At 72.0% G+C, this 19,857-nt stretch carries 21 protein-coding genes; 7 read left to right on the plus strand and 14 right to left on the minus strand.

Annotated elements, in window-relative coordinates; all coding sequences use genetic code 11:
- Positions 1-47: 47 nt before the first annotated feature.
- The 4 genes from RLT58_RS35250 to RLT58_RS35265 all read right to left on the minus strand — a co-directional run bounded on the left by RLT58_RS35250 (position 48) and on the right by RLT58_RS35265 (position 2,730).
- Positions 48-344, minus strand: coding sequence for a hypothetical protein (locus RLT58_RS35250; RefSeq protein WP_311314797.1), 297 nt, complete (start codon positions 342-344; stop codon positions 48-50).
- 71 nt (positions 345-415) lie between these two features.
- Positions 416-553 carry a hypothetical protein gene (locus tag RLT58_RS35255; RefSeq protein WP_311314798.1) on the minus strand — a complete coding sequence of 46 codons (138 nt, stop codon included), beginning with the start codon at positions 551-553 and terminating at the stop codon, positions 416-418.
- Positions 550-1,833 carry a helix-turn-helix domain-containing protein gene (locus tag RLT58_RS35260; protein ID WP_311314799.1) on the minus strand — a complete coding sequence of 428 codons (1,284 nt, stop codon included), beginning with the start codon at positions 1,831-1,833 and terminating at the stop codon, positions 550-552. Before RLT58_RS35260 ends, RLT58_RS35255 begins: the two co-directional genes overlap by 4 nt.
- 189 nt (positions 1,834-2,022) lie before the next feature.
- Complete coding sequence (locus tag RLT58_RS35265; protein ID WP_311314800.1) at positions 2,023-2,730, minus strand: response regulator transcription factor; 708 nt, start codon at positions 2,728-2,730, stop codon at positions 2,023-2,025.
- Positions 2,731-3,131: 401 nt separating this feature from the next.
- On the opposite strand from RLT58_RS35265, the gene RLT58_RS35270 reads away from it, so the two are divergent.
- Positions 3,132-3,593 carry a DUF2871 domain-containing protein gene (locus tag RLT58_RS35270; RefSeq protein ID WP_311314801.1) on the plus strand — a complete coding sequence of 154 codons (462 nt, stop codon included), beginning with the start codon at positions 3,132-3,134 and terminating at the stop codon, positions 3,591-3,593.
- Between the two features lie 13 nt (positions 3,594-3,606).
- On the opposite strand, the gene RLT58_RS35275 is transcribed toward RLT58_RS35270, so the two are convergent.
- Positions 3,607-4,197: a TetR/AcrR family transcriptional regulator gene (locus RLT58_RS35275; RefSeq protein ID WP_311314802.1), complete on the minus strand. Its 591-nt coding sequence runs from the start codon at positions 4,195-4,197 to the stop codon at positions 3,607-3,609.
- 160 nt (positions 4,198-4,357) lie between these two features.
- Here RLT58_RS35275 and RLT58_RS35280 point away from each other — a divergent pair, with 160 nt between their 5' ends.
- Positions 4,358-5,935 (plus strand): condensation domain-containing protein, encoded by a 1,578-nt coding sequence (locus tag RLT58_RS35280; RefSeq protein ID WP_311314803.1) that lies wholly within the window; start codon positions 4,358-4,360, stop codon positions 5,933-5,935.
- Between the two features lie 89 nt (positions 5,936-6,024).
- Here the strand turns inward: RLT58_RS35280 and RLT58_RS35285 are convergent, their stop codons facing one another.
- On the minus strand, positions 6,025-7,194 hold the full coding sequence (locus tag RLT58_RS35285) for a glycosyltransferase (RefSeq protein WP_311314804.1): 1,170 nt from the start codon (positions 7,192-7,194) through the stop codon (positions 6,025-6,027).
- 209 nt (positions 7,195-7,403) lie between these two features.
- On the opposite strand from RLT58_RS35285, the gene RLT58_RS35290 reads away from it, so the two are divergent.
- Together RLT58_RS35290 and RLT58_RS35295 are read left to right on the plus strand one after the other, a co-directional pair.
- A complete protein-coding gene (locus RLT58_RS35290) occupies positions 7,404-8,801 on the plus strand; it encodes an NDP-hexose 2,3-dehydratase family protein (protein ID WP_311314805.1) in 1,398 nt (465 codons plus the stop codon).
- Complete coding sequence (locus RLT58_RS35295) at positions 8,798-9,787, plus strand: Gfo/Idh/MocA family protein (protein WP_311314806.1); 990 nt, start codon at positions 8,798-8,800, stop codon at positions 9,785-9,787. The genes RLT58_RS35290 and RLT58_RS35295 overlap by 4 nt, the downstream gene beginning before the upstream one ends.
- A gap of 75 nt (positions 9,788-9,862) precedes the next feature.
- On the opposite strand, the gene RLT58_RS35300 is transcribed toward RLT58_RS35295, so the two are convergent.
- The gene (locus RLT58_RS35300; protein WP_311314807.1) at positions 9,863-10,282 is read right to left on the minus strand and encodes an ester cyclase; all 420 of its coding nucleotides are present in this window, start codon (positions 10,280-10,282) and stop codon (positions 9,863-9,865) included.
- A 134-nt stretch (positions 10,283-10,416) separates the two neighbouring features.
- On the opposite strand from RLT58_RS35300, the gene RLT58_RS35305 reads away from it, so the two are divergent.
- Genes RLT58_RS35305 through RLT58_RS35315 form a run of 3 tightly spaced genes read left to right on the plus strand, consistent with a single transcriptional unit; the run spans position 10,417 to position 13,384 of the window.
- Positions 10,417-11,484, plus strand: coding sequence for a glucose-1-phosphate thymidylyltransferase (locus RLT58_RS35305; protein WP_311314808.1), 1,068 nt, complete (start codon positions 10,417-10,419; stop codon positions 11,482-11,484).
- The gene (rfbB, locus tag RLT58_RS35310) at positions 11,481-12,473 is read left to right on the plus strand and encodes a dTDP-glucose 4,6-dehydratase (protein ID WP_311314809.1); all 993 of its coding nucleotides are present in this window, start codon (positions 11,481-11,483) and stop codon (positions 12,471-12,473) included. The genes RLT58_RS35305 and rfbB overlap by 4 nt, the downstream gene beginning before the upstream one ends.
- Complete coding sequence (locus tag RLT58_RS35315) at positions 12,470-13,384, plus strand: SDR family oxidoreductase (protein WP_311314810.1); 915 nt, start codon at positions 12,470-12,472, stop codon at positions 13,382-13,384. The genes rfbB and RLT58_RS35315 overlap by 4 nt, the downstream gene beginning before the upstream one ends.
- A 22-nt stretch (positions 13,385-13,406) precedes the next feature.
- Here the strand turns inward: RLT58_RS35315 and RLT58_RS35320 are convergent, their stop codons facing one another.
- The 7 genes from RLT58_RS35320 to RLT58_RS35350 all read right to left on the minus strand — a co-directional run bounded on the left by RLT58_RS35320 (position 13,407) and on the right by RLT58_RS35350 (position 19,852).
- Positions 13,407-14,027, minus strand: coding sequence for a hypothetical protein (locus tag RLT58_RS35320; protein WP_311314811.1), 621 nt, complete (start codon positions 14,025-14,027; stop codon positions 13,407-13,409).
- A gap of 214 nt (positions 14,028-14,241) precedes the next feature.
- Positions 14,242-14,880, minus strand: a complete 639-nt coding sequence (locus RLT58_RS35325) for an NADPH-dependent F420 reductase (RefSeq protein WP_311314812.1) — start codon at positions 14,878-14,880, stop codon at positions 14,242-14,244.
- Positions 14,877-15,485, minus strand: coding sequence for a dTDP-4-dehydrorhamnose 3,5-epimerase family protein (locus RLT58_RS35330; protein WP_311314813.1), 609 nt, complete (start codon positions 15,483-15,485; stop codon positions 14,877-14,879). Before RLT58_RS35330 ends, RLT58_RS35325 begins: the two co-directional genes overlap by 4 nt.
- Positions 15,486-15,524: 39 nt before the next feature.
- The gene (locus RLT58_RS35335) at positions 15,525-17,003 is read right to left on the minus strand and encodes a DHA2 family efflux MFS transporter permease subunit (protein WP_311314814.1); all 1,479 of its coding nucleotides are present in this window, start codon (positions 17,001-17,003) and stop codon (positions 15,525-15,527) included.
- A 170-nt stretch (positions 17,004-17,173) separates the two neighbouring features.
- Positions 17,174-17,644 carry a nuclear transport factor 2 family protein gene (locus RLT58_RS35340; RefSeq protein ID WP_311314815.1) on the minus strand — a complete coding sequence of 157 codons (471 nt, stop codon included), beginning with the start codon at positions 17,642-17,644 and terminating at the stop codon, positions 17,174-17,176.
- Between the two features lie 103 nt (positions 17,645-17,747).
- Positions 17,748-18,338: a cupin domain-containing protein gene (locus RLT58_RS35345; RefSeq protein WP_311314816.1), complete on the minus strand. Its 591-nt coding sequence runs from the start codon at positions 18,336-18,338 to the stop codon at positions 17,748-17,750.
- 23 nt (positions 18,339-18,361) lie between these two features.
- Positions 18,362-19,852, minus strand: coding sequence for an MFS transporter (locus tag RLT58_RS35350; RefSeq protein ID WP_311314817.1), 1,491 nt, complete (start codon positions 19,850-19,852; stop codon positions 18,362-18,364).
- Positions 19,853-19,857: the final 5 nt, after the last annotated feature.

Raw genomic sequence — 19,857 nt, forward strand, 5'->3', positions numbered from 1 at the left:
CTCAGTAGCCGGTCGGCGTACGGAATCCAGTGATCATCCCGTATGCGTCAGCGGCCCGCCAGGCCCTCCGTCAGGGCCGGGCAGTGGGCGCAGGCCGCCGGGCCCGTCTGGTGCCACCAGCGGCAGGCGCGGCGCAGGTGGCAGTGCGGGGCGGGGCCGGCGGGGGCGGGGGCCGCGACCGTGCGTTCGGCCAGGGTGCAGTGGTCAGCGCTGTGGTGGGTGCAGGCGGCAGAGCAGTGCGAGGCGAATCGCAGGAGGCGGTGCGGTTCGATGTCCGTGGGGACCTGGTCCAGGACCACAGAGGCGGGTACGGGGTCGGCGAGATAGGTCACCTGTCCGTCCACGCCCGAGCGCACTCCCAGGACGACCGATTCCGGTGCGCGCGCAGCGCCGTTCGGGCACCAGACCGCCTCGGTCAGCACGCGGACAGCGCCGCCATGACGGCGGTGGCGCGTCCGGGTGCGGGGCGGGTGGGGGCCGGGGTGGTGCCGGGCGTCGCCGGGTCCGGGGTCCGGCCTGCCGCGGTGTCGTCGGTCGTGGTGGTCTGCTTCATGTTCCGCTCCCCGTCCGCGTGGGTGTGCTGGTCGCCACGAGCGTGGACCCGGCCGGTGCAGAACCCGTCGAGGGCTGCTGGATCTGGGAGAGGGCGTCGGCGAGGATCCGCCAGATCTCGGCGGCCAGGTCGATGTTGGCGTCCTGTTGTGCCTGCTGTGCCAGGGCGCGCAGGCCCCGCACTCCGCTCTCGTCGCCGTTGAGGACCCGCAGCTGGTTGCGCAGGATGTCGAGGCGTATGCGGTCGCGGTACGTCATCATCGGCTCTTCCGCCGCGAGTTCGCCGAGCAGGGTGCGGGCCTCGTCGTACCGGCCGGTGATGAAGGCCAGGTCCGCCTTGAGGGCGGTGAGCTCCTGGCGCATGCCGGGGGTGCCGACGAAGGACATCGCCTGTTCGGCGGAGGCCACGCACTTCTCGGCCGCCTCCGGTTCGGCCGGGACCTTCTGGAGGTGGAGTCGGCCTGCGGCGAGGCGCAGGCGCAGCCACAGCACCAGGTCGTCGTTGCCCGCGAACCGTTCCAGCGCCTGCCCGAGGCACTCCTGCGCCCCCGCGTAGTCGCCCTGGCGCATCCTTACGGCGGCCGCCGTCCACATGGCCTCCGCCCACAGCGCGTCGTGGCGGCCCTCGACCAGCGCGGTCAGCTCGTCGGCGTACGCCCGCGCGTCGGGGATGCGGCCGGCCTCCGCGCGTACGGACACCAGGGCGAGCAGCACTCCCGCGTGGTCGTCGACGCCCACCGCGCCCTCGCGGGCGATGCGGTCGGCCTCGACGGCGGCGTCCGCGGCCTCGTTGATCTCGCCGAGCGAGCGCAGACAGCGGGCGAGGCGGGTCAGTCCGCGGACCCGCAGCTCCGCGAGTCCGACGTCGCCGCCGAGCCGGACCAGGCGTTCGAGGTGTTCGCGTTCGCCGGCGTGGTCGCCCTGCACCCGGCGGTGCTGGGCCAGCAGCCACAGTGCCTGCCAGCGCAGCACCGGCAGTTCGTGGCCCTCGGCGGACAGCGCCTCGTGCAGGGTCTGCAGGGCGTCGTCGGAGCCGGTGGAGGCGGCCAGGGTCAGGGCGTGGGCCAGTGAGCCGCCCGCCGGGTCCTCGAAGTCGGCGGGTTCGAGGCCCAGGCGCTGCGCGAGGTAGCCGACGGCGCGTTCGGTGGGCTGGCGGGCGCCGGACTCCAGGCGGGAGAGGTAGCCCGTGGACATGCCGTCTCCGGCGAGCGCGGTCTGCGAGAAGCCCTGGGCCGTGCGCAGCTTCTTCAGACGGCGTCCGAACGCGGGTTGTTGCAGCATGTGACCATTCCCCTGGAGTTGACGCGCTGCCGTACAGCCGCAAGCGGGTCGAGCGGGCACCCTGGACGCGATCGAGCGTAGGGCCCGGGCAAGGGGACGGGCAAAGCTTTGCCTGCGTATGTGCCTCCGGTCTCCTGCGGATCTCTTGCGGGTCTCGTTCGCTTCTCCAGCACGGGGGTCGGCGCGGGGTCAGTCGGTGGTGCCGCGCAGGCCCGTCTCGAAGGCGTAGATGGCGGCGTGGACGCGGTTGCGGAGCCGCAGCTTGTGCAGCATGTTCTGCACGTGTGTCTTGACGGTGTGTTCGGACAGGGTGAGGGCGTGGGCGATCTCGGCGTTGGACAGGCCCCGGGCGAGGAGGTCGAGGACCTGGCCCTCGCGTTCGGTGAGTTCGTCGGGGCTGACGCTGGAGAGCCGGGGGCCGGGCGGCGGGAGGGCGCGGCGGCCCGCGCCGACGAGGGTGTAGCCGGCGGCGGCGAGCACCACCGCTGAGGTGAGCTCGCCCGCCGTCGCCGTGCCGGGCAGGTGTCCGTGTGCGGGGATGTCGCCGGGGGTCTCGCCGACGGTGAGCATCCGGAGGCCGTCAGGACCGTCCTGATCGCCCATCAGGGGCAGCCGTTCCTCGGCGGGGAGGGCGCCGTGCACGACGAGGACCCGGGGGCGTGAGGTCCGCAGCGCGCGGGCCAGCTGGGGGCCGGGTGCGCTCTCGCCGGTGATGTGGATCGCGGGGTGGTCGGCGAGGAGGGTCCGCAGGCCGACGCGGGCGAGCGGGTCGGTGCCGACGACGTGGACGCGGACCGGGCGCGGTTCCCGGGCGCCGGACAGGTCGTCCGCGTCGGCGAGCTGCCGCAGGCGGGGCCGCCCGGGCAGTACGCGCAGGGTGGCGTGCTGTTCCTCCATGGCTGCCTCCTGGGGCCTGTCGCCAGACTGCTCTCGTCGCCCGCGGCAGACGGCAGTCTGACGACAGGCCCTGGCCCTCGGCAGCGTCACGGTAATGCGCCTGCCCGCTGTGTCGCGGCGTGCTCCAGCGGTCCGCGACCGTTCCGCGATCCGCTCTCGTACGGGGGCGGCCGCCGGAGCCGTAGGGGAAGGCGCCCTCGGGGCCGTACGGCAATACCCCTCCGGAGCCGTACGGCAGGGCCTCGCGTGCGCACGGGCCGGTCGGCTTTCGCGTGAGGGGTGCTCGAAGGGCGCTCGAAGGGGGCTTGAGATGTCCTTGTGAAGTACACCGATGGGCCGGACCCGGATGCTTGAATGAGCGTGATCCGTACGGTAATCGACCCAGGGGAGCGCACTCCGTCATGCGGAAGTCGTATTACGCAGCGCACGTCTACATGATCGTGGGAGTGATCTCCGGGCTCTTCTACCGGGAGTTCACCAAGATCAAGGACTTCACCGGCGAGACCCAGCTGGGGCTGATGCACACGCACCTGCTGGCGCTGGGCATGATCGTGTTCCTGATCGTCCTCGGCCTGGACAAGGTCTTCGGGCTGTCCGGCTCGAAGCTGTTCACGGCGTTCTTCTGGTTCTACAACATCGGGATCGCCATCTCGACCGCGATGATGGGCGTCCACGGCATCCTGACCGTGCTGGGCCGCGACGAGGACCACATCGCCGAGGTCGTGCCGCTGACGGCCGGGCTCGGCCACATCCTGCTGACCGTGGGGCTCATCCTGCTCTTCATCCTGCTCGGCAAGCGGGTCAACGAGCACGTCGGTGCGGCGGACCCGAAGAGCGAACCGGCCGAGACCACGGCGGTCTGATCAGACCGTCCGATCAGGCGGGCTGGGCGGCGGGCTGGACCAGGGCGTCGGTGAGCAGGAGCAGCCGGTCGCCGGTCCCGTCCTCGGTGAGCCGGCCGCCTCCGGTGAGCGTGACCAGGCCGTGCCAGGCGCTCCACACCACTTCCGCCAGGACGCGCGGGTCGCGGCCCTCGGCTACGGGCTCGACGACCTGCTGAATCTCCGCCAGCACGTCGAGCAGGGGCTGCGGTTCGCGCTCGTCGGCGCGCTCCTCGCCCGTGTCCAGGACCAGCATCGCCTGGTAGAGGGCGGGCCACCGGGCGGCGAAGCCGGCGTAGGCGCGGCCGGCCGCGTGCAGTGCCTCGCGGGGGTCCTCCGTCGTGGGGCGGGAGGCCCGCAGCACGGCGGTGAGTTCGCCCAGGCCCTCGGTCGCCACCGCGTGCACGATGGCGTCCTTGTTCTTGAAGTGCTGGTAGAGCACGGGCTGGCTGTACTCGATGCGGTCCGCCAGGCGCCGCGTGGTCACGTTGTCCCAGCCCTCCTCCTCGGCCATCTCGCGCGCGGTGGCGAGGATCAGCTGATGGCGGTTGGCCTGCTCACGAAGGCGGCGCTCTCGGGCGGTCATGGTCCCGATACTAGCATTTCAGCGAAACTCTAGCTAGCGCTGATAGGGTTTCTGCTACCGAAAGAATTGAGGTACGGCCGCCGCTGTGCAGCCGCGTTCGAGCGACCTTCGAGCCGGAGTCGCCACCATCGCGGCAAGACCGCCACAGAAGGGCCACCTCATGCTGACCCCGACTCCCTCGGAGGCGCTGCTCGACCTGGCCGCGGACGTGATGGGCCTCGATGCGCGCACCCTGGCGCCCCGGGCCGCCGGTTCGCCCTTCATCACCCTGGGCGGGACCTACGACCGGGCGATGCGGCTGCGGCTGCGGGCCGGCGAGACGCTGGGGCTCGGCCTGGAACCGCACCGGCTGATGGGTCCCGCGCCGCTCGCGGACGTACTCGACCGGGCCGTTCCGGTGCCCGCCCCCTCTCCGCGTCTTGCGCACCGGCCCGCCTGGCGCCCCCTGCTGCCGGGGCAGTCCGCCGCTCTCGCCGCCGAGCGGGAGGCCGGCGCGCACGCCGTGCACCGGGTGCTGAGCGCCGAGCTGACCGGACCGCTCGACGTGCCCGCGCTGCGGACGGCGATCGACGCGCTCTGCGCCCGGCACGAAGGGCTGCGCACCGCCTTCGCCCCGTTCGGGCAGGGCCTGGCCCGCCGGGTCCTCGACCGGCACCCGGCCCCGCTCGTCACCCTGCGGCATCTGCCGCCGGACGCCGGAGTCGAGCCGGTCGCGGCCGCCCATCTGCGGCTGACGGCCGATCTGCGCCGGCTCGCCGGACAGCCGGGCAGCCCGCCGCTCGCCTTCGTCCTGGCCGCGCTCGGCCCGGACCGGCATCTGCTGTCGTTCGTGCACCACGAGGCCGTGGCCGACGGCTTCTCCGCCGCCCTGGTCTGGCGCGAACTCCTCGACGGCTACCACCGCGTGACCCACGGTCTGCCCCCGGACCGCTCCCCCGCACCCGCCCCGGACACCGTGCTGCCGGACGGGGCCCCGTCGGGCGTGCCGGCCGGATCCGGCGGGCACGAGGGGGGCACGGTTCCGCGCTTCCGTACGGAGCGGCTGGGGTTCGGGCTCGATACGGCGCTGCGTGACGCGGTGGACCGGACGGCGCGGCGGGCCGGGGTGCCGCACAGCGGTGTGCTGCTCGCCGCCTGGGCGCTGGCGCTCGGCCGCGGCTCCGGGGCGGAGACCGTGGCGGTGGACGTCGAGCTGCCGCGCCACCCCGGCGCGGCGCCGGTGCGTTCGGTCGCTCCGTGTGCGGCGAGCGTGCCGGTCTCCTGCGCACTGGAGGGCACCACGGACTACTTCCTGCGGGGTGTGGCGTGCGCCTTCGGCGAGGCGCTGGCCGCCGCGGAGGCGCCGGCCGGGGGCGAGGGGCGAGGGACCGCACATGCCCTCGCTCCTTCGGCCCCGGCCCGGGTGCTGTTCGCGGCCCGCGACGAATGGCTCCCGGCCTCTTGCGCGTACGGCCCGCTCGGCGTGCGCTTCCACCACGGCCGGCTGGGAGCAGGCCCGGCGCAGGCGGCGCTGAGCGTGCTGCGCTGGCGCGAGGACCCGTTGCTGTGCCTGGACTTCGCACCGTCCGTGATCGAGCGCGCCTCGGCCGTACGGCTGGTGGCCGAGGTGCAGCAGACGCTGCGGGCCCTGGTGCGCGCACGCTCCTGGGCGCCGGTCGACGATCTGCTGCCGCGCTCCGGTGCACGCGGCACCGCCCCGTTCTCCGCAACGGGGACGGTGCCGCTCCCCCTGTGCTGAGGGTGTCCCGGTGCGCGCGGCGGGGGACACAGCACGCACACCGGGGTCTTGGGTCCCGGCGGCCGTCCGGCCGCCGGGAGCGGGGGTGGTCAGCCGATGAACTCCCCGAGCCGCTTCACGGTCTCGGCGGGCAGCGGCATGGACTCGATCTCGGCGGCGACCTTGCGGGCGCCCGCGCGGGCGGTCTCCGACGCCAGCAGCCCGCGGGCCGCCTCGGTGACCGCGTCGGCGGACAGGTCGGGGGCGAAGACGACCTCGCCGGCGCCCGCGTCGCGCACCGCGCTGCCGTTGGCCGGGCCGTCCGCGCCCTGCGGCAGCACCAGCTGGGGCAGTCCGGCCGCGAGCGTGGCCAGCGTGGTGCCGGCGCCGCCGTGCTGGACGACCAGCGAGGCGCTCTCCAGCGCCTTCGCCTGGGCGACCCACGGCACGGCGACCACCCGGTCGGGCAGTTCGCCGAGCTCCTCGACGGGCACCACGGGACCGGCCGCGACGAGCAGCGGCACGTCCAGCGGCAGCAGGCCCTGGACGACCGTGCGCAGCACGTCGGCCGAGCCGAGCGCGGTGCCCAGGGTGACGTAGACGAACGGCTCGGAGGTGTCGCGGAAGCGCTCCGGCAGCTCGCCCGGCTCCGCGTAGGCGACCGAGCGCTGCTCGATGCGGGGCAGCGGCGCGGCCAGGAAGTGGGGGTCCTGGATGGACGGGGGGCAGATGTCGATGTACGTACGGGCCAGGGCCAGCAGCTGGCCGCCCGGCACGTCGACGCCGAGGTCGGCGGCGGTGGCGAGCAGCTTCTCCTGGACGGCCAGGTCCTCGGGGCCCTGGGCCATCAGGCCGACGCCGTGCGCGAGGGCGGGGATGCCCGCGAGCCGTGCGGCGAAGGAGGCGCCCGGGTTGAGCGCCTCGTAGATGACGAGGTCGGGGCGGAGCCGTTCCAGCTGGGGTGCCAGGTCGGCGGCCACCCAGCGGGGCAGCACCGATCCGAACACCTCGATGTGCAGGGCCGTCAGGACCTCCGGCGGGACGTCCTGCGCGCCGAGGTCACCGCCCTGGTGGCCCGCGGCACGTACCGCTTCCATGAACGCCTCGGGGACCGAGCGTCCGGCCTTGACCGGATCGAGGCCGGCCCGCACCAGGGCGGGATGCAGCTGCTCACCCGTGGCGAAGGAGACCTCGTGGCCCGCCGCCCGGGCGGCCGTCGCCAAGGGGATGAGGGGATAGACGTGGCCGAAGTTTCCGGCGCCGGCAAAGAGGATTCTCATGACGCCCCAGCGTAAGGAAGCCGGCCCCACCTGTCTAGTACTGCTAGAAAATTTATCAGTGATAACTTCACGGGAATGAAGGCCCGTTGGCCCGAGGGGGAATCAAGCGGTCCTGCGGCGGCTCTCCAGCGACAGCCCATCGCGCTGGCCCATGGTCGTGCTGCGGCCGCCTGCCCTGGGCTCGCGGGAGAAGCCGAAGGAGTTCCCTGATGACCATCACCCAGGCAGCGCCCCCGGGCGTCGCCACGAGCCAGGCGGGACGGTTCACGCTGTCCGCCCAGGCTCTCGACAGTGCGGTGACACCCAATCCGGTGTTCCGCGAGTGGTTCGCCGCGCAGCGCCGCACCAACCGCTACGACGTGCGCCGGATCCCGTTCTCCGACCTGGTCGGCTGGCACTTCGAGGACGCCACCGGAAACCTGGTGCACGACAGCGGCCAGTTCTTCTCGGTGGAGGGGCTGAGCGTGCGCACGGAGTGGGACGGGCACGAGCTGTCCTGGTCCCAGCCGATCATCAACCAGCCCGAGGTCGGCATCCTGGGCATCGTCGTCAAGGAGTTCGACGGCGTCCTGCACTGCCTGATGCAGGCCAAGATGGAGCCGGGCAACGTCGACACGGTCCAGCTCTCCCCCACCGTGCAGGCGACGCGCAGCAACTACACGGGCGTGCACAAGGGTGCCTCGGTGCGCTACATCGAGTACTTCACCCCGCCGCGCGCCCGCTCCCGGGTGCTGTACGACTCGCTCCAGTCCGAGCAGGGCTCCTGGTTCCTGCGCAAGCGCAACCGCAACATCCTGGTCGAGGCCGTCGGTGACGTACCGCTGCACGAGGACTTCGTCTGGCTGACGCTCGGCCAGATCAACCAGCTGCTGTACGAGTCCAACGTCATCAACATGGACGCGCGGACCGTGCTCTCGCTGATCCCCGCGCTCACCGGCAGCGGGCCCTCGCTGCACTCCACCGAGCACGTCCTGAGCCGGCTGACCGAGATCAAGGCCCGGCGCCAGCTCGTGCAGCGGACCGTTCCGCTGTCCCAGGTGGAGCGCTGGCGGCGTACCGACCACGAGATCGTGCACGACACGGGCCATCACTTCACGGTCATCGCCGCGTCGGTGGCAGCCGCCAACCGCGAGGTGAAGAGCTGGACGCAGCCGCTGCTGGCCCCCGCCGAGCAGGGGCTCTCCGCCTTCCTGATCCGCCGCATCGGCGGGGTGCCGCATCTGCTGACGCACGCCAGGTCCGAGGCCGGTGTCCTCGACGTGGCCGAGCTCGGCCCCACGGTGCAGTGCCAGCCGGGCCGGGCCCTGACCCTGCCGCGCGAGCAGCAGCCCCGCTATCTGGACGTCGTGCTGGGCGCGGATCCGGGCCGGCTGCTGTACGACACCGTGCAGTCGGAGGAGGGCGGCCGGTTCCACCACGCCGGCAACCGCTATGTGCTGATGGAGGTCGGGGACGAGTTCCCCGTCGACGTACCGGAGGACTTCACCTGGGTGACGGCGACCCAGCTGTCCGGTCTGGTGCGGCACAGCAACTATCTGAACGTCGAGGCCAGGACCCTGCTGACGGGTCTGCGCGCGGCCTGGTCGCTGAGCGGGGTGTACGCATGACGGGCAAGGACGCACGCGCGCTGCGGCTGGGCGTGCTGGGCTGCGCGGACATCGCCCGGCGCCGCACCCTGCCCTCGCTGGAGCGGCAGCCGCTGGTGCGGGTCACAGCCGTGGCCAGCCGCCGGATCGAGCGGGCCCGGGAGTTCACCGAGCAGTTCGGCGGGACGCCGGTGCGGGACTACGAGGCGCTGCTGCTCCGCGACGACGTGGACGCGGTCTACATCCCGCTGCCGCCGGAGCTGCACGCGGAGTGGACGCTGCGGGCGCTGGAGGCCGGCAAGCACGTGTGGTGCGAGAAGCCGTTCGCGACGAGCCTCGCGGACGCGGAGAAGGCGGTGGCCCTGGCGCGCGAGCGCGGGCTGCTGCTGATGGAGAACTTCATGTTCCTCCACCACTCGCAGCACGCGCGGGTGCGGGAGCTGGTGGCGGACGGGCTGATCGGCGACGTCCAGCTGTTCGCCTCGGAGTTCGGCATCCCGCTCCAGCCGGCCCGGGACGGCTCTGACGGGCTGCGGCGGGCCAGCACCCTGCCGGAGGTCGCCGCCTATCCGCTGCGTGCCGCGCAGCTGTTCCTCGGGCCGGGGCTGCGGGTGGTGGGCGCGCAGGTGCGGCCGCCGTCCGCGCACGGGCCTCGGCCCGCCGGCAGCGCGCTGCTCCAGTCGCCCTCCGGGGTGGCGGGGCAGCTCTCGTACGGTGTCGAGCACGCCTACCGCAGCGGGTACGAGCTGTGGGGCAGCCGGGGGCGGCTGCGGCTGGAGCGCGCGTTCAGCACGCCCGACGAGTACACGCCCGTGCTCAAGGTCGAGCGCGAGGGCCGGCTGGAGGAGATCGCCCTCTCCCCGGACCGTCACTTCACCAACACCGCCGGGGTGTTCGCCCGGGCGGTCCTCGACGCACAGGACTTCGCCCCGCACGGTGACGCGATCGTCGGTCACGCCCGGCTGGTGGACGAGGTCGAGCGGGCGGCAGCGCTGCACACGGTCTGACCCGGCGCACGACGGCCCGGTGGGCACGACGGAGAACCGTCGTGCCCACCGGGCCGTCCGCAGCGGGGCGGGGTGTCAGGCGCCCTGGAGCGCGTAGAAGTCGACGCCGAGCTGGTGGAACATCCCGCTCATGTCCAGCTGGTCCCAGTGCTCGGCCAGCAGCCCGTTCTCGACGCGCCATATGTCGATCGACTGGAACGTCAGCGTGCGGCCGGTGGCCTCCACGCCGAAGAAGGTGCCCTGGTGGGTGCCCGAGTACTCGAAGCGGCCGGAGATCCGGTCGCCGTCCGAGATCAGGTCGTGCACGACGATCTTGATGTCGGGGAACGCCGCGAAGATCTGCTTCCAGAACTCCGTGTTGGCCTCGATGCCGTCGTCGACCACGGGGTTGTGGTCGATGTGCCCGGGCGCGGTGTGCTCGCTCATCGTGCTGATGTCATGACTGTTGATCATGTCGACGAAGGACTGGATGAGTGCGCGGTGGTCGTCTGCCATGGGGTGCCTTCCTCATGCTCGCGTCGGGGAACCCTTCGAGGATCTGCACCAGTGGTCGAGCGGCCCTGGAGGCGTCCTGTGGCGCGGCCGATCCCCCACCTGCGCTCAAGTAGCCGCTTCTAGCCTCGGGTGGCATGAAGGCTCTCGTACTCTCCGGCGGGGCCGGAACCCGCCTGCGCCCCCTCACCCACACATCCGCCAAGCAGTTGGTGCCCGTGGCCAACAAGCCGGTGCTCTTCTACGGTCTGGAAGCGATCGCGGACGCCGGCATCAAGCAGGTCGGCATCATCGTCGGGAGCACGGCCGACGAGATCCGGGAGGCCGTCGGCGACGGCTCCGCGTTCGGCATCGAGGTGACCTACATCCCGCAGGACGCGCCGCTGGGCCTCGCCCACGCCGTGCTGATCGCGCAGGACTTCCTCGGTGACGACGACTTCGTCATGTACCTCGGTGACAACTTCATCGTGGGCGGCATCACGGACCTGGTCGACGGCTTCCGCTCCGAGCGGCCCGACGCGCAGATCCTGCTCACCCGGGTCTCCGACCCCAAGGCGTTCGGTGTCGCCGAGCTCGGCCCCGACGGACGGGTCACCGGCCTGGAGGAGAAGCCGAAGGAACCCAAGAGCGACCTCGCCCTGGTCGGCGTCTACCTGTTCACCCCCGCCGTCCACGAGGCCGTCCGCTCCATCGAGCCGTCCTGGCGCGGGGAGCTGGAGATCACCCACGCCCTGCAGTGGCTGATCGACAACGGCCGCGACGTGCGGTCCACGACGATATCGGGCTACTGGAAGGACACCGGCAACGTCACCGACATGCTGGAGGTCAACCGGTCCGTCCTGGAGACCTCCGAGCAGCGCATCGAGGGCGATGTCGACGAGGCCAGCGAGATCATCGGGCGCGTCCAGATCGAGGAGGGGGCCTCGGTCATCGGCTCCCGCATCGTGGGGCCCGCGGTGATCGGCGCCGGCACGGTGATCACCTCCTCGTACGTCGGGCCGTTCACGTCCGTCTCGCGCAACTGCACCATCAGCGACAGCGAGATCGAGTTCTCCATCGTCCTGGACGACTCCTCGCTGCGCGGGGTGCGGCGCGTGGAGGCGTCGATCATCGGGCGCAACGTCGTGGTGACCCCCGCCCCGCGGATGCCCGCCGCCCACCGTTTCGTTCTCGGCGACCACAGCAAGGTGCAGATCTCGTCATGACCGACACACGCATCCTCGTCACCGGCGGCGCCGGATTCATCGGCTCGCACTACGTCCGTACGCTCCTGGGGCCCGAGGGCCCCGGCGACGTGCGGATCACGGTGCTCGACAAGCTCACGTACGCGGGCAATCCCGCCAACCTCGACGAGGTGCGGGGCCACCCCGGCTTCTCCTTCGTCCAGGGCGACATCTGCGACCAGCGGCTCGTCGCCGAGCTGGTGGCCTCGCACGACCAGATCGTGCACTTCGCCGCCGAGTCCCATGTGGACCGCTCCATCCAGGGCGCGGCGGAGTTCGTCACCACCAATGTCCTGGGCACCCAGACGCTCCTGCACGCGGCGCTGAACCGCCCGGGCGGGCCGGCCCGGTTCCTGCACGTGTCGACGGACGAGGTGTACGGGTCGATCGACGAGGGATCCTGGCCGGAGACCGACCCGCTGCGCCCCAACTCCCCCTACGCCGCGTCGAAGGCCTCCTCGGACCTGGTGGCCCTGTCCTACCACCGCACGTTCGGCCTGGACGTACGGGTCACGCGGTGCTCGAACAACTACGGCCACCACCACTTCCCCGAGAAGGTCATCCCGCTCTTCGTCACCAACCTCCTCGACGGCCACCGGGTGCCCCTGTACGGGCAGGGGCTCAACGTCCGGGACTGGCTGCACATCGACGACCACGTCCAGGGCCTGGAGCTGGTGCGTACCGGCGGCCGCCCGGGCGAGGTCTACAACATCGGTGGTGGCACCGAGCTCAGCAACAAGGAGCTGACCGAACTCCTGCTGGAGCTGTCCGGCTCCACGTGGGAGAGCGTCGAGCACGTGGCCGACCGGCTCGGGCACGATCTGCGCTACTCGGTCGACTGCGGCAAGATCTCCGCCGAGCTGGGCTACCGCCCGCGCAAGGACTTCACCCAGGGCCTGCGCGAGACGTTCGCCTGGTACCGCGACAACCGCGACTGGTGGGAGCCGCTGAAGAAGAAGGCCGCCTTGTGACCCGCTGGCTGGTCACGGGAGCGCGGGGTCTGCTCGGCCGGGAGCTGCTGCCGGCTCTCGACCGGGCGGGCCAGCCGTACACCGCGCTCGGCCACGAGGACCTCGACGTCACCGACCCCCGTGCCGTGCGGGCGGCGATGGCCGCCCACCGGCCGGGGGTCGTGGTCAACACCGCTGCGGCGTCCGACCCGGCCCGTGCCCCGCAGGTCAACGGCGCGGCCCCCCGCCGGCTGGCCGACGCCTGCGGCGAGTTCGGCGCCCTGCTCCTCCACCTGTCCACGGCCGACGTCTTCTCCGGCAACGCCCGCACCCCGTACGCCGAGGACGCCCTCCCCTGCCCCCTGAACACCCGGGGCCGCACCCGGCTGGAGGGCGAGCGGTCGGTGCTGCAGCTGCTGCCGTGGACGGGGTACGTGGTGCGGACGTCGTGGCTGTACGGGGCGGGCCGCTTCGCCCCCGCCGGCGCCGCGTTCGCCGGGGAACGGTCCGCCGGCTTCGTGAGCGCCCTGGTCCGGCTGGAGCGGGAGCGGGACTTCGTCGAGGTCGCGGCGGAGCAGTACGGCCAGCCCACCTGGAGCGCCGACGCGGCAGCCCAGGTGGTGTCCCTCGGCCTGGCCGCGCTGGGCGGCACGGCGTCACCGGGCATCTACCACGCGACGAGCCGAGGCCGCTGCACCCGGGTGGAACTGGCCCGCGAGGTCTTCCGCCTCCTGGGCGCGGACCCGTCCCGCATCCGCCCGGTCCCGGCGACCTCGTCCCGCCCGCCGAGGTACACGGTCCTGGGACACGACCGGTGGCGGCCGACCGACGTGGACCCGATCCGCGACTGGCGCACCGGGCTGCGGGCGGCACTGCCGGCACTGCTCGGGGCGCCGGGGGTGCGCCGGGGAGCGGTGGCTGTGGCGGGGTGAGATGAGCGCGCGGAGCCGCGCGCTACTCGCTCAGCCCCACGACTCCCCAGCCCCGCCGTGAAGCTTCGGACAGGACGTGGCCCCAGTTGTCCAGGAGACGGGTGAAGGAGCCGAAGTCGCTGATCCGCCCGTCGGGCACGGCTGCGTGCTCGTCGTAGGCCTCGCGCAGCCCGCCGAGCCGGGGGCATACGCGCTCCCATGTCGTGAGCAGTTCCCGTACGCCGTCCGGCGACAGCGAGAGCAGCAGGCCGTAGCTGATGGCGGGGTCGTCATGGAAGAAGCCGCAATCCTCCCTGTCCTCCCCCTCGCCATCCACCCCCTGCCAGATCAGCCTGCCCAGGAACGTGTCCAGCTCGGCCCGTACCAGCGGGTCGGCGTGTTCGCGTACCTTCTCCCACCCCTCCCCGGCCCAGAAATGGGCCTTGAACGAACCGGCCGTGCCCGGGAACTCGTAGGCGGCGAAGGAGTCGCTGTGAGGCCCGCACGGCCATTCCCAGCCACCGTCGGTCGCCGGTCCGTCGTGGTCCCACAGCCCGGTCTCGTCTTCGTACCAGGCATCCCGCAACCGCGAAAGCCGCTCCTCGACCGGAGCCTCACCCAGCCAGGACCAGTCGGCGATCAGCACGGTGATGTCGAGCCCCATGCAGGTGATCGTATCGATCGCCCTTGCGGAACCCACAGGGGTTTTCCCTGCGGCCCGAGGAGCATCAGAGCCCTGAGTGCGCTGGTCGCACGGTCGGTGTCCCCACTGACCGCCGCCGGAGTACGGATGCCGGCGGTCCTGTCGGTGGTGGCGAACAGGTCGAGTACCGGGCCCAACACCCGGGCGAGGACAGACCAGTGCGGGCTCTTCCGTCTCAGTGTGCGATCGCCAGGCTGAACGGGGCGAAGCCGTAGCGGGTGATGATGGGGCCGAGCATCACGTAGCTGGACTCCAGGGCGCGGGCCGCCTGCAGGCCGCCCAGGTCCAGGAGCCATTCGTCCTTCCAGCCCAGGTCGTGCAGGAGCGTGCCGACCGCTGCCTTGGCCTGCTGGGAGTTGCCGGCGAGGAAGGCGGTCGGGGGGACCGGGAGGATGGTCGGGTCGACCATGACGCGCTGGTCCATCGTGTTGAGCGTCTTGATCACGCGGGTGTCGGGCAGGGCCCGCTGGATCTGTTCGGCCACGCTCGTGGCCGGGTCCAGGGGGCCGGTCGGGAAGCCGTCGGGGCCGCGGACCGCCGCGTTGGAGACGTCGACCAGGATGCGGCCGCGCAGCGCCGGTTCGAGGCCGCCGAGGAGTTCGGCCGCGATCTCGCCGGGGGTGGCGTTGAAGACGAAGTCGGCCGCCTCCACCGCCTCGGCGTGGCTGGTGACGCGGATGCCGGCGTCGGCCAGCTCCGCCTGCGGGCGGGACGGGTCGCCCGAGCCGACCAGCACGGCGTGGCCGGCCCGGGTGAACGCCACGGCGAGCGTGGTGCCGACCGTGCCGGTGCCGAGGACGGCGACCGTGCTCATACGGTGGCCTTTCCGGCGGGTACGTACGAGGCGCGGGCCTGCTCGTAGGTGGGCAGCAGGCCCTTGGCGACCGCCTCCGACAGGGTCGGGGCGGCCGCGTCCTTCTCGGACCTGATGAAGGGCTCCGCGGTATTCCACGGGATGCCGAGCGCGGGGTCGAGCGCCTGGATGTCGACCATCGTGCCGGGCACGTACTCCTCGGTGCAGAGGTAGTTCATGCAGGTGTCGTCGGTGAGGGCGAGGAAGGCGTGGCCCAGGCCGTCGGCGAGGTAGACGCCGATGCCCGAGCCCGCCTCCTGCAGCGTGGTGTCGTACATCCCGAAGGTCGGCGAGCCGACCCGCAGGTCGACCACGACGTCCAGGGCCGCGCCGCGGACGCAGGTCACCAGCTTGGCCTGGCCCGGCGGCAGCGTCGTGCCGTGGATGCCGCGCAGTGTGTTCCGCTTGGACACCGAGTAGTTGACCTGGCCCACCGAGAACGTCTGGCCGGTGGCCTCGGTCAGCTCGCTCAGCCGCCACGCCTCGAAGAAGTGGCCCCGGTTGTCCGACAGCTGCGACGGCGTGATGCGGAAGGCGTCGCGGACCTTCATCTCCTCGATAGCCATGCTTCCTCGGTTGCCTCTCGGGTCGGGTGGTTCCGTCGGTCAGTGCACCGGGGCCGCCGGTTCGGGGGCGGTCTCCGGCTCGGCGGCCGGGGCGGCCGCCTTCGCCGCGACGGCGGTCCCGGTGGCGCGCCGGCCGGGGGCCAGCAGCATGGAGAACGTGGCGAGGGCGACGGCGATCGCGCCCACCCACATGGCCGGCACCAGTCCGTCGACGAAGTTCTGCGGGGAGGCGTAGCCGCCGTTGGCGCTGAAGATCGACGCCAGCAGGGCGACACCGAGGGCGGCGCCGACCTCACGGGTGGCGGCGGTGACTCCGGAGGCGATGCCCTGCTCGTGCTCGGCGACCGAGCCCATGGTGAGGTTCATCAGCGGGGCGTAGAACATGGCCATGCCCGCGCCGCAGATCATCAGCGACGGCAGCTGGGCGACGTAGGAGACGTCGGGTTCCAGGACGAACGCCCAATAGACCATGCCCGCGGTCATCATGCCGAGGCCGAGGGTGACCACCGGCTTGCCGCCGATGCGGTCGGAGACCATGCCCGCGATCGGTGCGACGACCATCGGCATGGCGGTCCAGGCGAGCAGCCTGACGCCGGCCTCCATCGCGGTGTAGCCCTGGATGTTCTGCAGGAACTGCGTCATCAGGAAGATCGCGCCGAACATGCCGACCGACATCAGCGCGCCGGCGAGGTTGATCGCGGTGAACGCCTTGATGCGGAAGAGCCGCATCGGGACCATGGGGTGCTCGGTGTGGTTCTCCCACACGACGAACGCCACCATGACGGCCGCGCCGCCGATGAGCGCGGTGAGCGTGAACGCCGAGGTCCAGCCCTTCTCGTGGCCCTTGATCAGGCCGAGGACGATGCCGAAGAGACCGGCGCTGGCGAGGACGGTGCCGATCGCGTCGAGCCGGGAGTTCGCGATCCTGCTCTCGGCGAGCTTGCGCCACGACAGCGGGGCCAGGGCCAGGCCGATGGGCACGTTGAGCCAGAAGATCCACTGCCAGGACAGGTGCTCGACGATGGCACCGCCGACGAGCGGGCCCGCGGCGATCGAGAGCCCGTTGACCGCGCCCCAGATGCCGAGCGCGGCGCCGCGCTTCTCGGCGGGGACGGCGGCGGTCAGCAGCGTCACGGACAGCGGCATGATGATGGCCGCGCCGGCGCCCTGGACGGCACGGGCGGCGATCAGCTCGTTCACGCCCGGGGCGAGCGCGGCGGCCGCGGAGGCGCCGGTGAAGAGCAGCAGGCCGAGGGAGAAGACCTTGCGCCGGCCGAAGCGGTCGCCGAGCGCGGCACCGAACATCATGAGGACGGCGAAGGACAGCGTGTACGCGTTGACCGTCCACTCGAGGTCACTGAGGCTGCCGCCCAGCTTCTCGCTGATGGTGGGCAGCGCGGTGATGATGACCAGGTTGTCCAGGCCCGCCATGAAGGAAGCGACGCTGGTCGTGAGGATGGCCCAGAAGACCACCCCCTGCTTCCCTGTGGCCGGAGTTGGGGGGTTCGCGGTGCTCATTCGAGCATCCTTTCTGAGTGCGGTCACGGGCCGACTCGGACGAGGCTATGAACGGGCGCTCGACGCCCGCTCGAATCCCGCCTGATCACCGGTGGAGCCGCACACTCCGCGCAGCACCGCGGGGCCCCGTCGTACGGACGGGGCCCCGCGGTGCCGGGCATGAGCAGCCGTCAGCCGAGCTGACGCTGGAAGGTGGCGACGTCGAAGTACAGGGTCTCGTCGATCAGGACGTCGCCGTCGAAGTGGAAGAAGACCGCCACGGGCGCGTCGATGGACTTGCCCTTGTTGGGTATGCCGCGCCAGTCGGCTTCCTGCTTGCCGCGCGCCTGGGCCTCCAGGATCACCGCGGTCGGCGTGTGGTGCACGTGGTGCAGCTCGTGCTCCAGGTTGGGGAACGCCTCCTGCATGTCGTTGAAGTAGCCCTTGCGGATGGCGTCCTCACCGACGAACGGGCTCTCCTCGAAGGCCTGGATCCGGTAGACGGCACCACGCGGGAAGGTGGCCATCACTCCGGGGATGTCCCAGACGGTCTCCGCGATGGTGTGGGCGGCGACGACCGCCTCGCGCCGGGCACGCAGGTCGGCGTCGGGCGCCGGAAGATCCGCGCCGGGGAGAGTGAATCCGTGCTCTTCGCTGGCCATGTCCGCATCCTCCACGCGTAGCCGTGTCCGTTGCCGCAGACGTTAGGGAGCGCACCTCGAACCGCCCTCGCGCGCGACTGGAGAATTCGGCCACCGGCCGGAATCAGACGGACAGGTGTTCCCCCTGGTGCTCCTCCTTCCGCTCCTCCTCGACCTGCGGCGGACGGTAGGTGGAGCGGTAGCCGCAGGCCAGCGATACGGGGGAGAGCGCCGCGCACAGCGCCATGTCCACCAGGAACGGCCGGCCGGTCACGACCCGGTACTCGTCGCGGAACTCCAGGGCCAGCAGCGGCATCTGGAGCCGGGGGGTGCCGTCGGGGCGCAGCCGGCCCTCGTTGGTCAGCCCCCACAGGGTCTCGAAGACGGTCTCGGTGCGGAACGCCGGTGTGGTGCGCCAGACGATCCGGGTGGTCTCCGGGCCCGGGTTCCACAGCGAGTGCACGACACCCGGCGGGATGTAGAACTCCTCGCCGGGACCGTATTCGTGCAGCTTGCCGTCGAGCAGGACCTTGACCCGGCCGCTCTCCACCTTCATCAGCTCGGTCTGCTTGGGGTGGTAGTGGGCCGGCGGCTTGATGACGGCCGGGGCGTAGTCCACCGCCACCTCCACGTACGCGCCGCCCGTCTGGGCCGCCGTGGTCAGGAAGGTGAGCCGGTCTTCGCCGAGGCGCAGTGTGTCTCCCGGGCTGGCCATGGAGATCTCCTGTCGTTGTGGGGTCAGGCGGTCTGCTGCGCCCCGGCCGGGGCGCGGCGTCGGCCCGGCAGGCCGACGTAGGCGTTGAGCAGGTTGAGTACGGCGATGCCGGCCGCGATCCAGAAGCCCAGGTGGAGCCCGTCGAGCCAGGCGACGGCCGGTGCGGTGCCGTGGGCGAGTTCGCCGGTGGTGCGGGTCAGGGCGCTGGTGGCGATGGTGGCCACTCCGAGGGAGGCGCCGACCTGGAAGGCCGCGGTGAGCACGCCGGAGGCGATGCCCTGTTCCTCCTGCGGTACGTCGGAGACGCCGTGGACGTTGACGGGAATGGTGCAGCACTGCATGGCCGCGCCCAGGAGCAGCAGCGCCGGCAGCAGGTAGAGCAGATAGCTGCCGTGCGCGGGCGCCTGGGTGAGCAGGACCAGGCCGAGGACCGAGCCGACGCCGCCCGCGAGGTAGACGGGGCGCGGCCCCGAGCGGTGCATGACGCGGGTGGCCGGTGCGGTGACGGCGATGGCCACGACGCCCAGCGGCAGGAAGGCGAATCCGGCCTTCAGGGTCGAGTAGCCGAGGGTGCGCTGGAGGTAGTAGCTGGCCAGGAAGAGTACGGAGGCCTGCACCGCGCTGGTCAGGACGCGGCCGATGGACGCGGTGACGAGCGAGCGGGTGGCGAACAGCCGCATCGGCATCAGCGGGTCGGCGGCGCGCAGTTCGACGACGACGAACGCGACGAGCAGGAGCACGGCAGCCGCGGCGGGCACCACGACGTAGGCGGCCGAGCCCCAGCCGTGTTCCTGGATGTTGACGATGGCGTAGACGAGGGCGGCCAGGCCGCCGGTGACGGTGATCGCGCCCAGCAGGTCGGGGCGCGAGCCGCTGGTGGACCTGGTCTCGGCGCGGCCCCGGGACAGCAGGACGACGCCGATGACGGCGACGACGCCGAACGGGATGTTGATGTAGAAGATCCAGCGCCAGCTGAGGCTGTCGGTGATCAGGCCGCCGACGACGACGCCCAGCGTGCCGCCGAGGCCGGCGAGCGCGGCCCAGACGGCGAGCGCGGTGGTGCGCTCCTTCCCCTTCGGGAAGATGGTCGTCACCAGCGACATCGCCGCGGGTGAGAGGAAGGCGGCGCCGCAGCCCTGCAGGGCACGGGCGGCGATGAGCACGCCCGTACCGCCGGCGACGCCGCACCACAGGGAGGCCGCGGTGAACAGGACGGCGCCGACCAGGAAGGTGCGCCGCCTGCCCCACCGGTCGGCGGTCCGTCCGCCGAGCAGCATCAGACCGCCGAAGCAGAGGATGTAGGCGGTCAGGATCCATTCGGTGCCGGTGGCGCTCGCCCGCAGGTCCGACTGGATGGCGGGCAGTGCGAGGTTCACCACCGTGGTGTCCAGGAGGACCATGAACTGTGCGAGCCCGACAAAGGCGAGCAGGCGCCAGCGCCGGGGGTCCGGCGGGGTGCCGTCGGCCGCGCCCTTCGTTGAAGCGGTGCCGGGTGCGGTGGGTTCGGTGTTCATGGCGT

Origin of the sequence: Streptomyces sp. ITFR-16, assembly GCF_031844705.1 — a bacterium.
GTDB lineage: Bacteria > Actinomycetota > Actinomycetes > Streptomycetales > Streptomycetaceae > Streptomyces.

Bases quoted from the DNA above. Each gene is read 5' to 3' on its own strand.
- RLT58_RS35255 (WP_311314798.1), bottom strand. From the start codon at position 553: ATGAAGCAGACCACCACGACCGACGACACCGCGGCAGGCCGGACCCCG.
- RLT58_RS35260 (WP_311314799.1), bottom strand. From the start codon at position 1,833: ATGCTGCAACAACCCGCGTTCGGACGCCGTCTGAAGAAGCTGCGCACG.
- RLT58_RS35265 (WP_311314800.1), bottom strand. From the start codon at position 2,730: ATGGAGGAACAGCACGCCACCCTGCGCGTACTGCCCGGGCGGCCCCGC.
- RLT58_RS35270 (WP_311314801.1), top strand. From the start codon at position 3,132: ATGCGGAAGTCGTATTACGCAGCGCACGTCTACATGATCGTGGGAGTG.
- RLT58_RS35275 (WP_311314802.1), bottom strand. From the start codon at position 4,197: ATGACCGCCCGAGAGCGCCGCCTTCGTGAGCAGGCCAACCGCCATCAG.
- RLT58_RS35280 (WP_311314803.1), top strand. From the start codon at position 4,358: ATGCTGACCCCGACTCCCTCGGAGGCGCTGCTCGACCTGGCCGCGGAC.
- RLT58_RS35285 (WP_311314804.1), bottom strand. From the start codon at position 7,194: ATGAGAATCCTCTTTGCCGGCGCCGGAAACTTCGGCCACGTCTATCCC.
- RLT58_RS35290 (WP_311314805.1), top strand. From the start codon at position 7,404: ATGACCATCACCCAGGCAGCGCCCCCGGGCGTCGCCACGAGCCAGGCG.
- RLT58_RS35295 (WP_311314806.1), top strand. From the start codon at position 8,798: ATGACGGGCAAGGACGCACGCGCGCTGCGGCTGGGCGTGCTGGGCTGC.
- RLT58_RS35300 (WP_311314807.1), bottom strand. From the start codon at position 10,282: ATGGCAGACGACCACCGCGCACTCATCCAGTCCTTCGTCGACATGATC.
- RLT58_RS35305 (WP_311314808.1), top strand. From the start codon at position 10,417: ATGAAGGCTCTCGTACTCTCCGGCGGGGCCGGAACCCGCCTGCGCCCC.
- rfbB (WP_311314809.1), top strand. From the start codon at position 11,481: ATGACCGACACACGCATCCTCGTCACCGGCGGCGCCGGATTCATCGGC.
- RLT58_RS35320 (WP_311314811.1), bottom strand. From the start codon at position 14,027: ATGGGGCTCGACATCACCGTGCTGATCGCCGACTGGTCCTGGCTGGGT.
- RLT58_RS35325 (WP_311314812.1), bottom strand. From the start codon at position 14,880: ATGAGCACGGTCGCCGTCCTCGGCACCGGCACGGTCGGCACCACGCTC.
- RLT58_RS35330 (WP_311314813.1), bottom strand. From the start codon at position 15,485: ATGGCTATCGAGGAGATGAAGGTCCGCGACGCCTTCCGCATCACGCCG.
- RLT58_RS35335 (WP_311314814.1), bottom strand. From the start codon at position 17,003: ATGAGCACCGCGAACCCCCCAACTCCGGCCACAGGGAAGCAGGGGGTG.
- RLT58_RS35340 (WP_311314815.1), bottom strand. From the start codon at position 17,644: ATGGCCAGCGAAGAGCACGGATTCACTCTCCCCGGCGCGGATCTTCCG.
- RLT58_RS35345 (WP_311314816.1), bottom strand. From the start codon at position 18,338: ATGGCCAGCCCGGGAGACACACTGCGCCTCGGCGAAGACCGGCTCACC.
- RLT58_RS35350 (WP_311314817.1), bottom strand. From the start codon at position 19,852: ATGAACACCGAACCCACCGCACCCGGCACCGCTTCAACGAAGGGCGCG.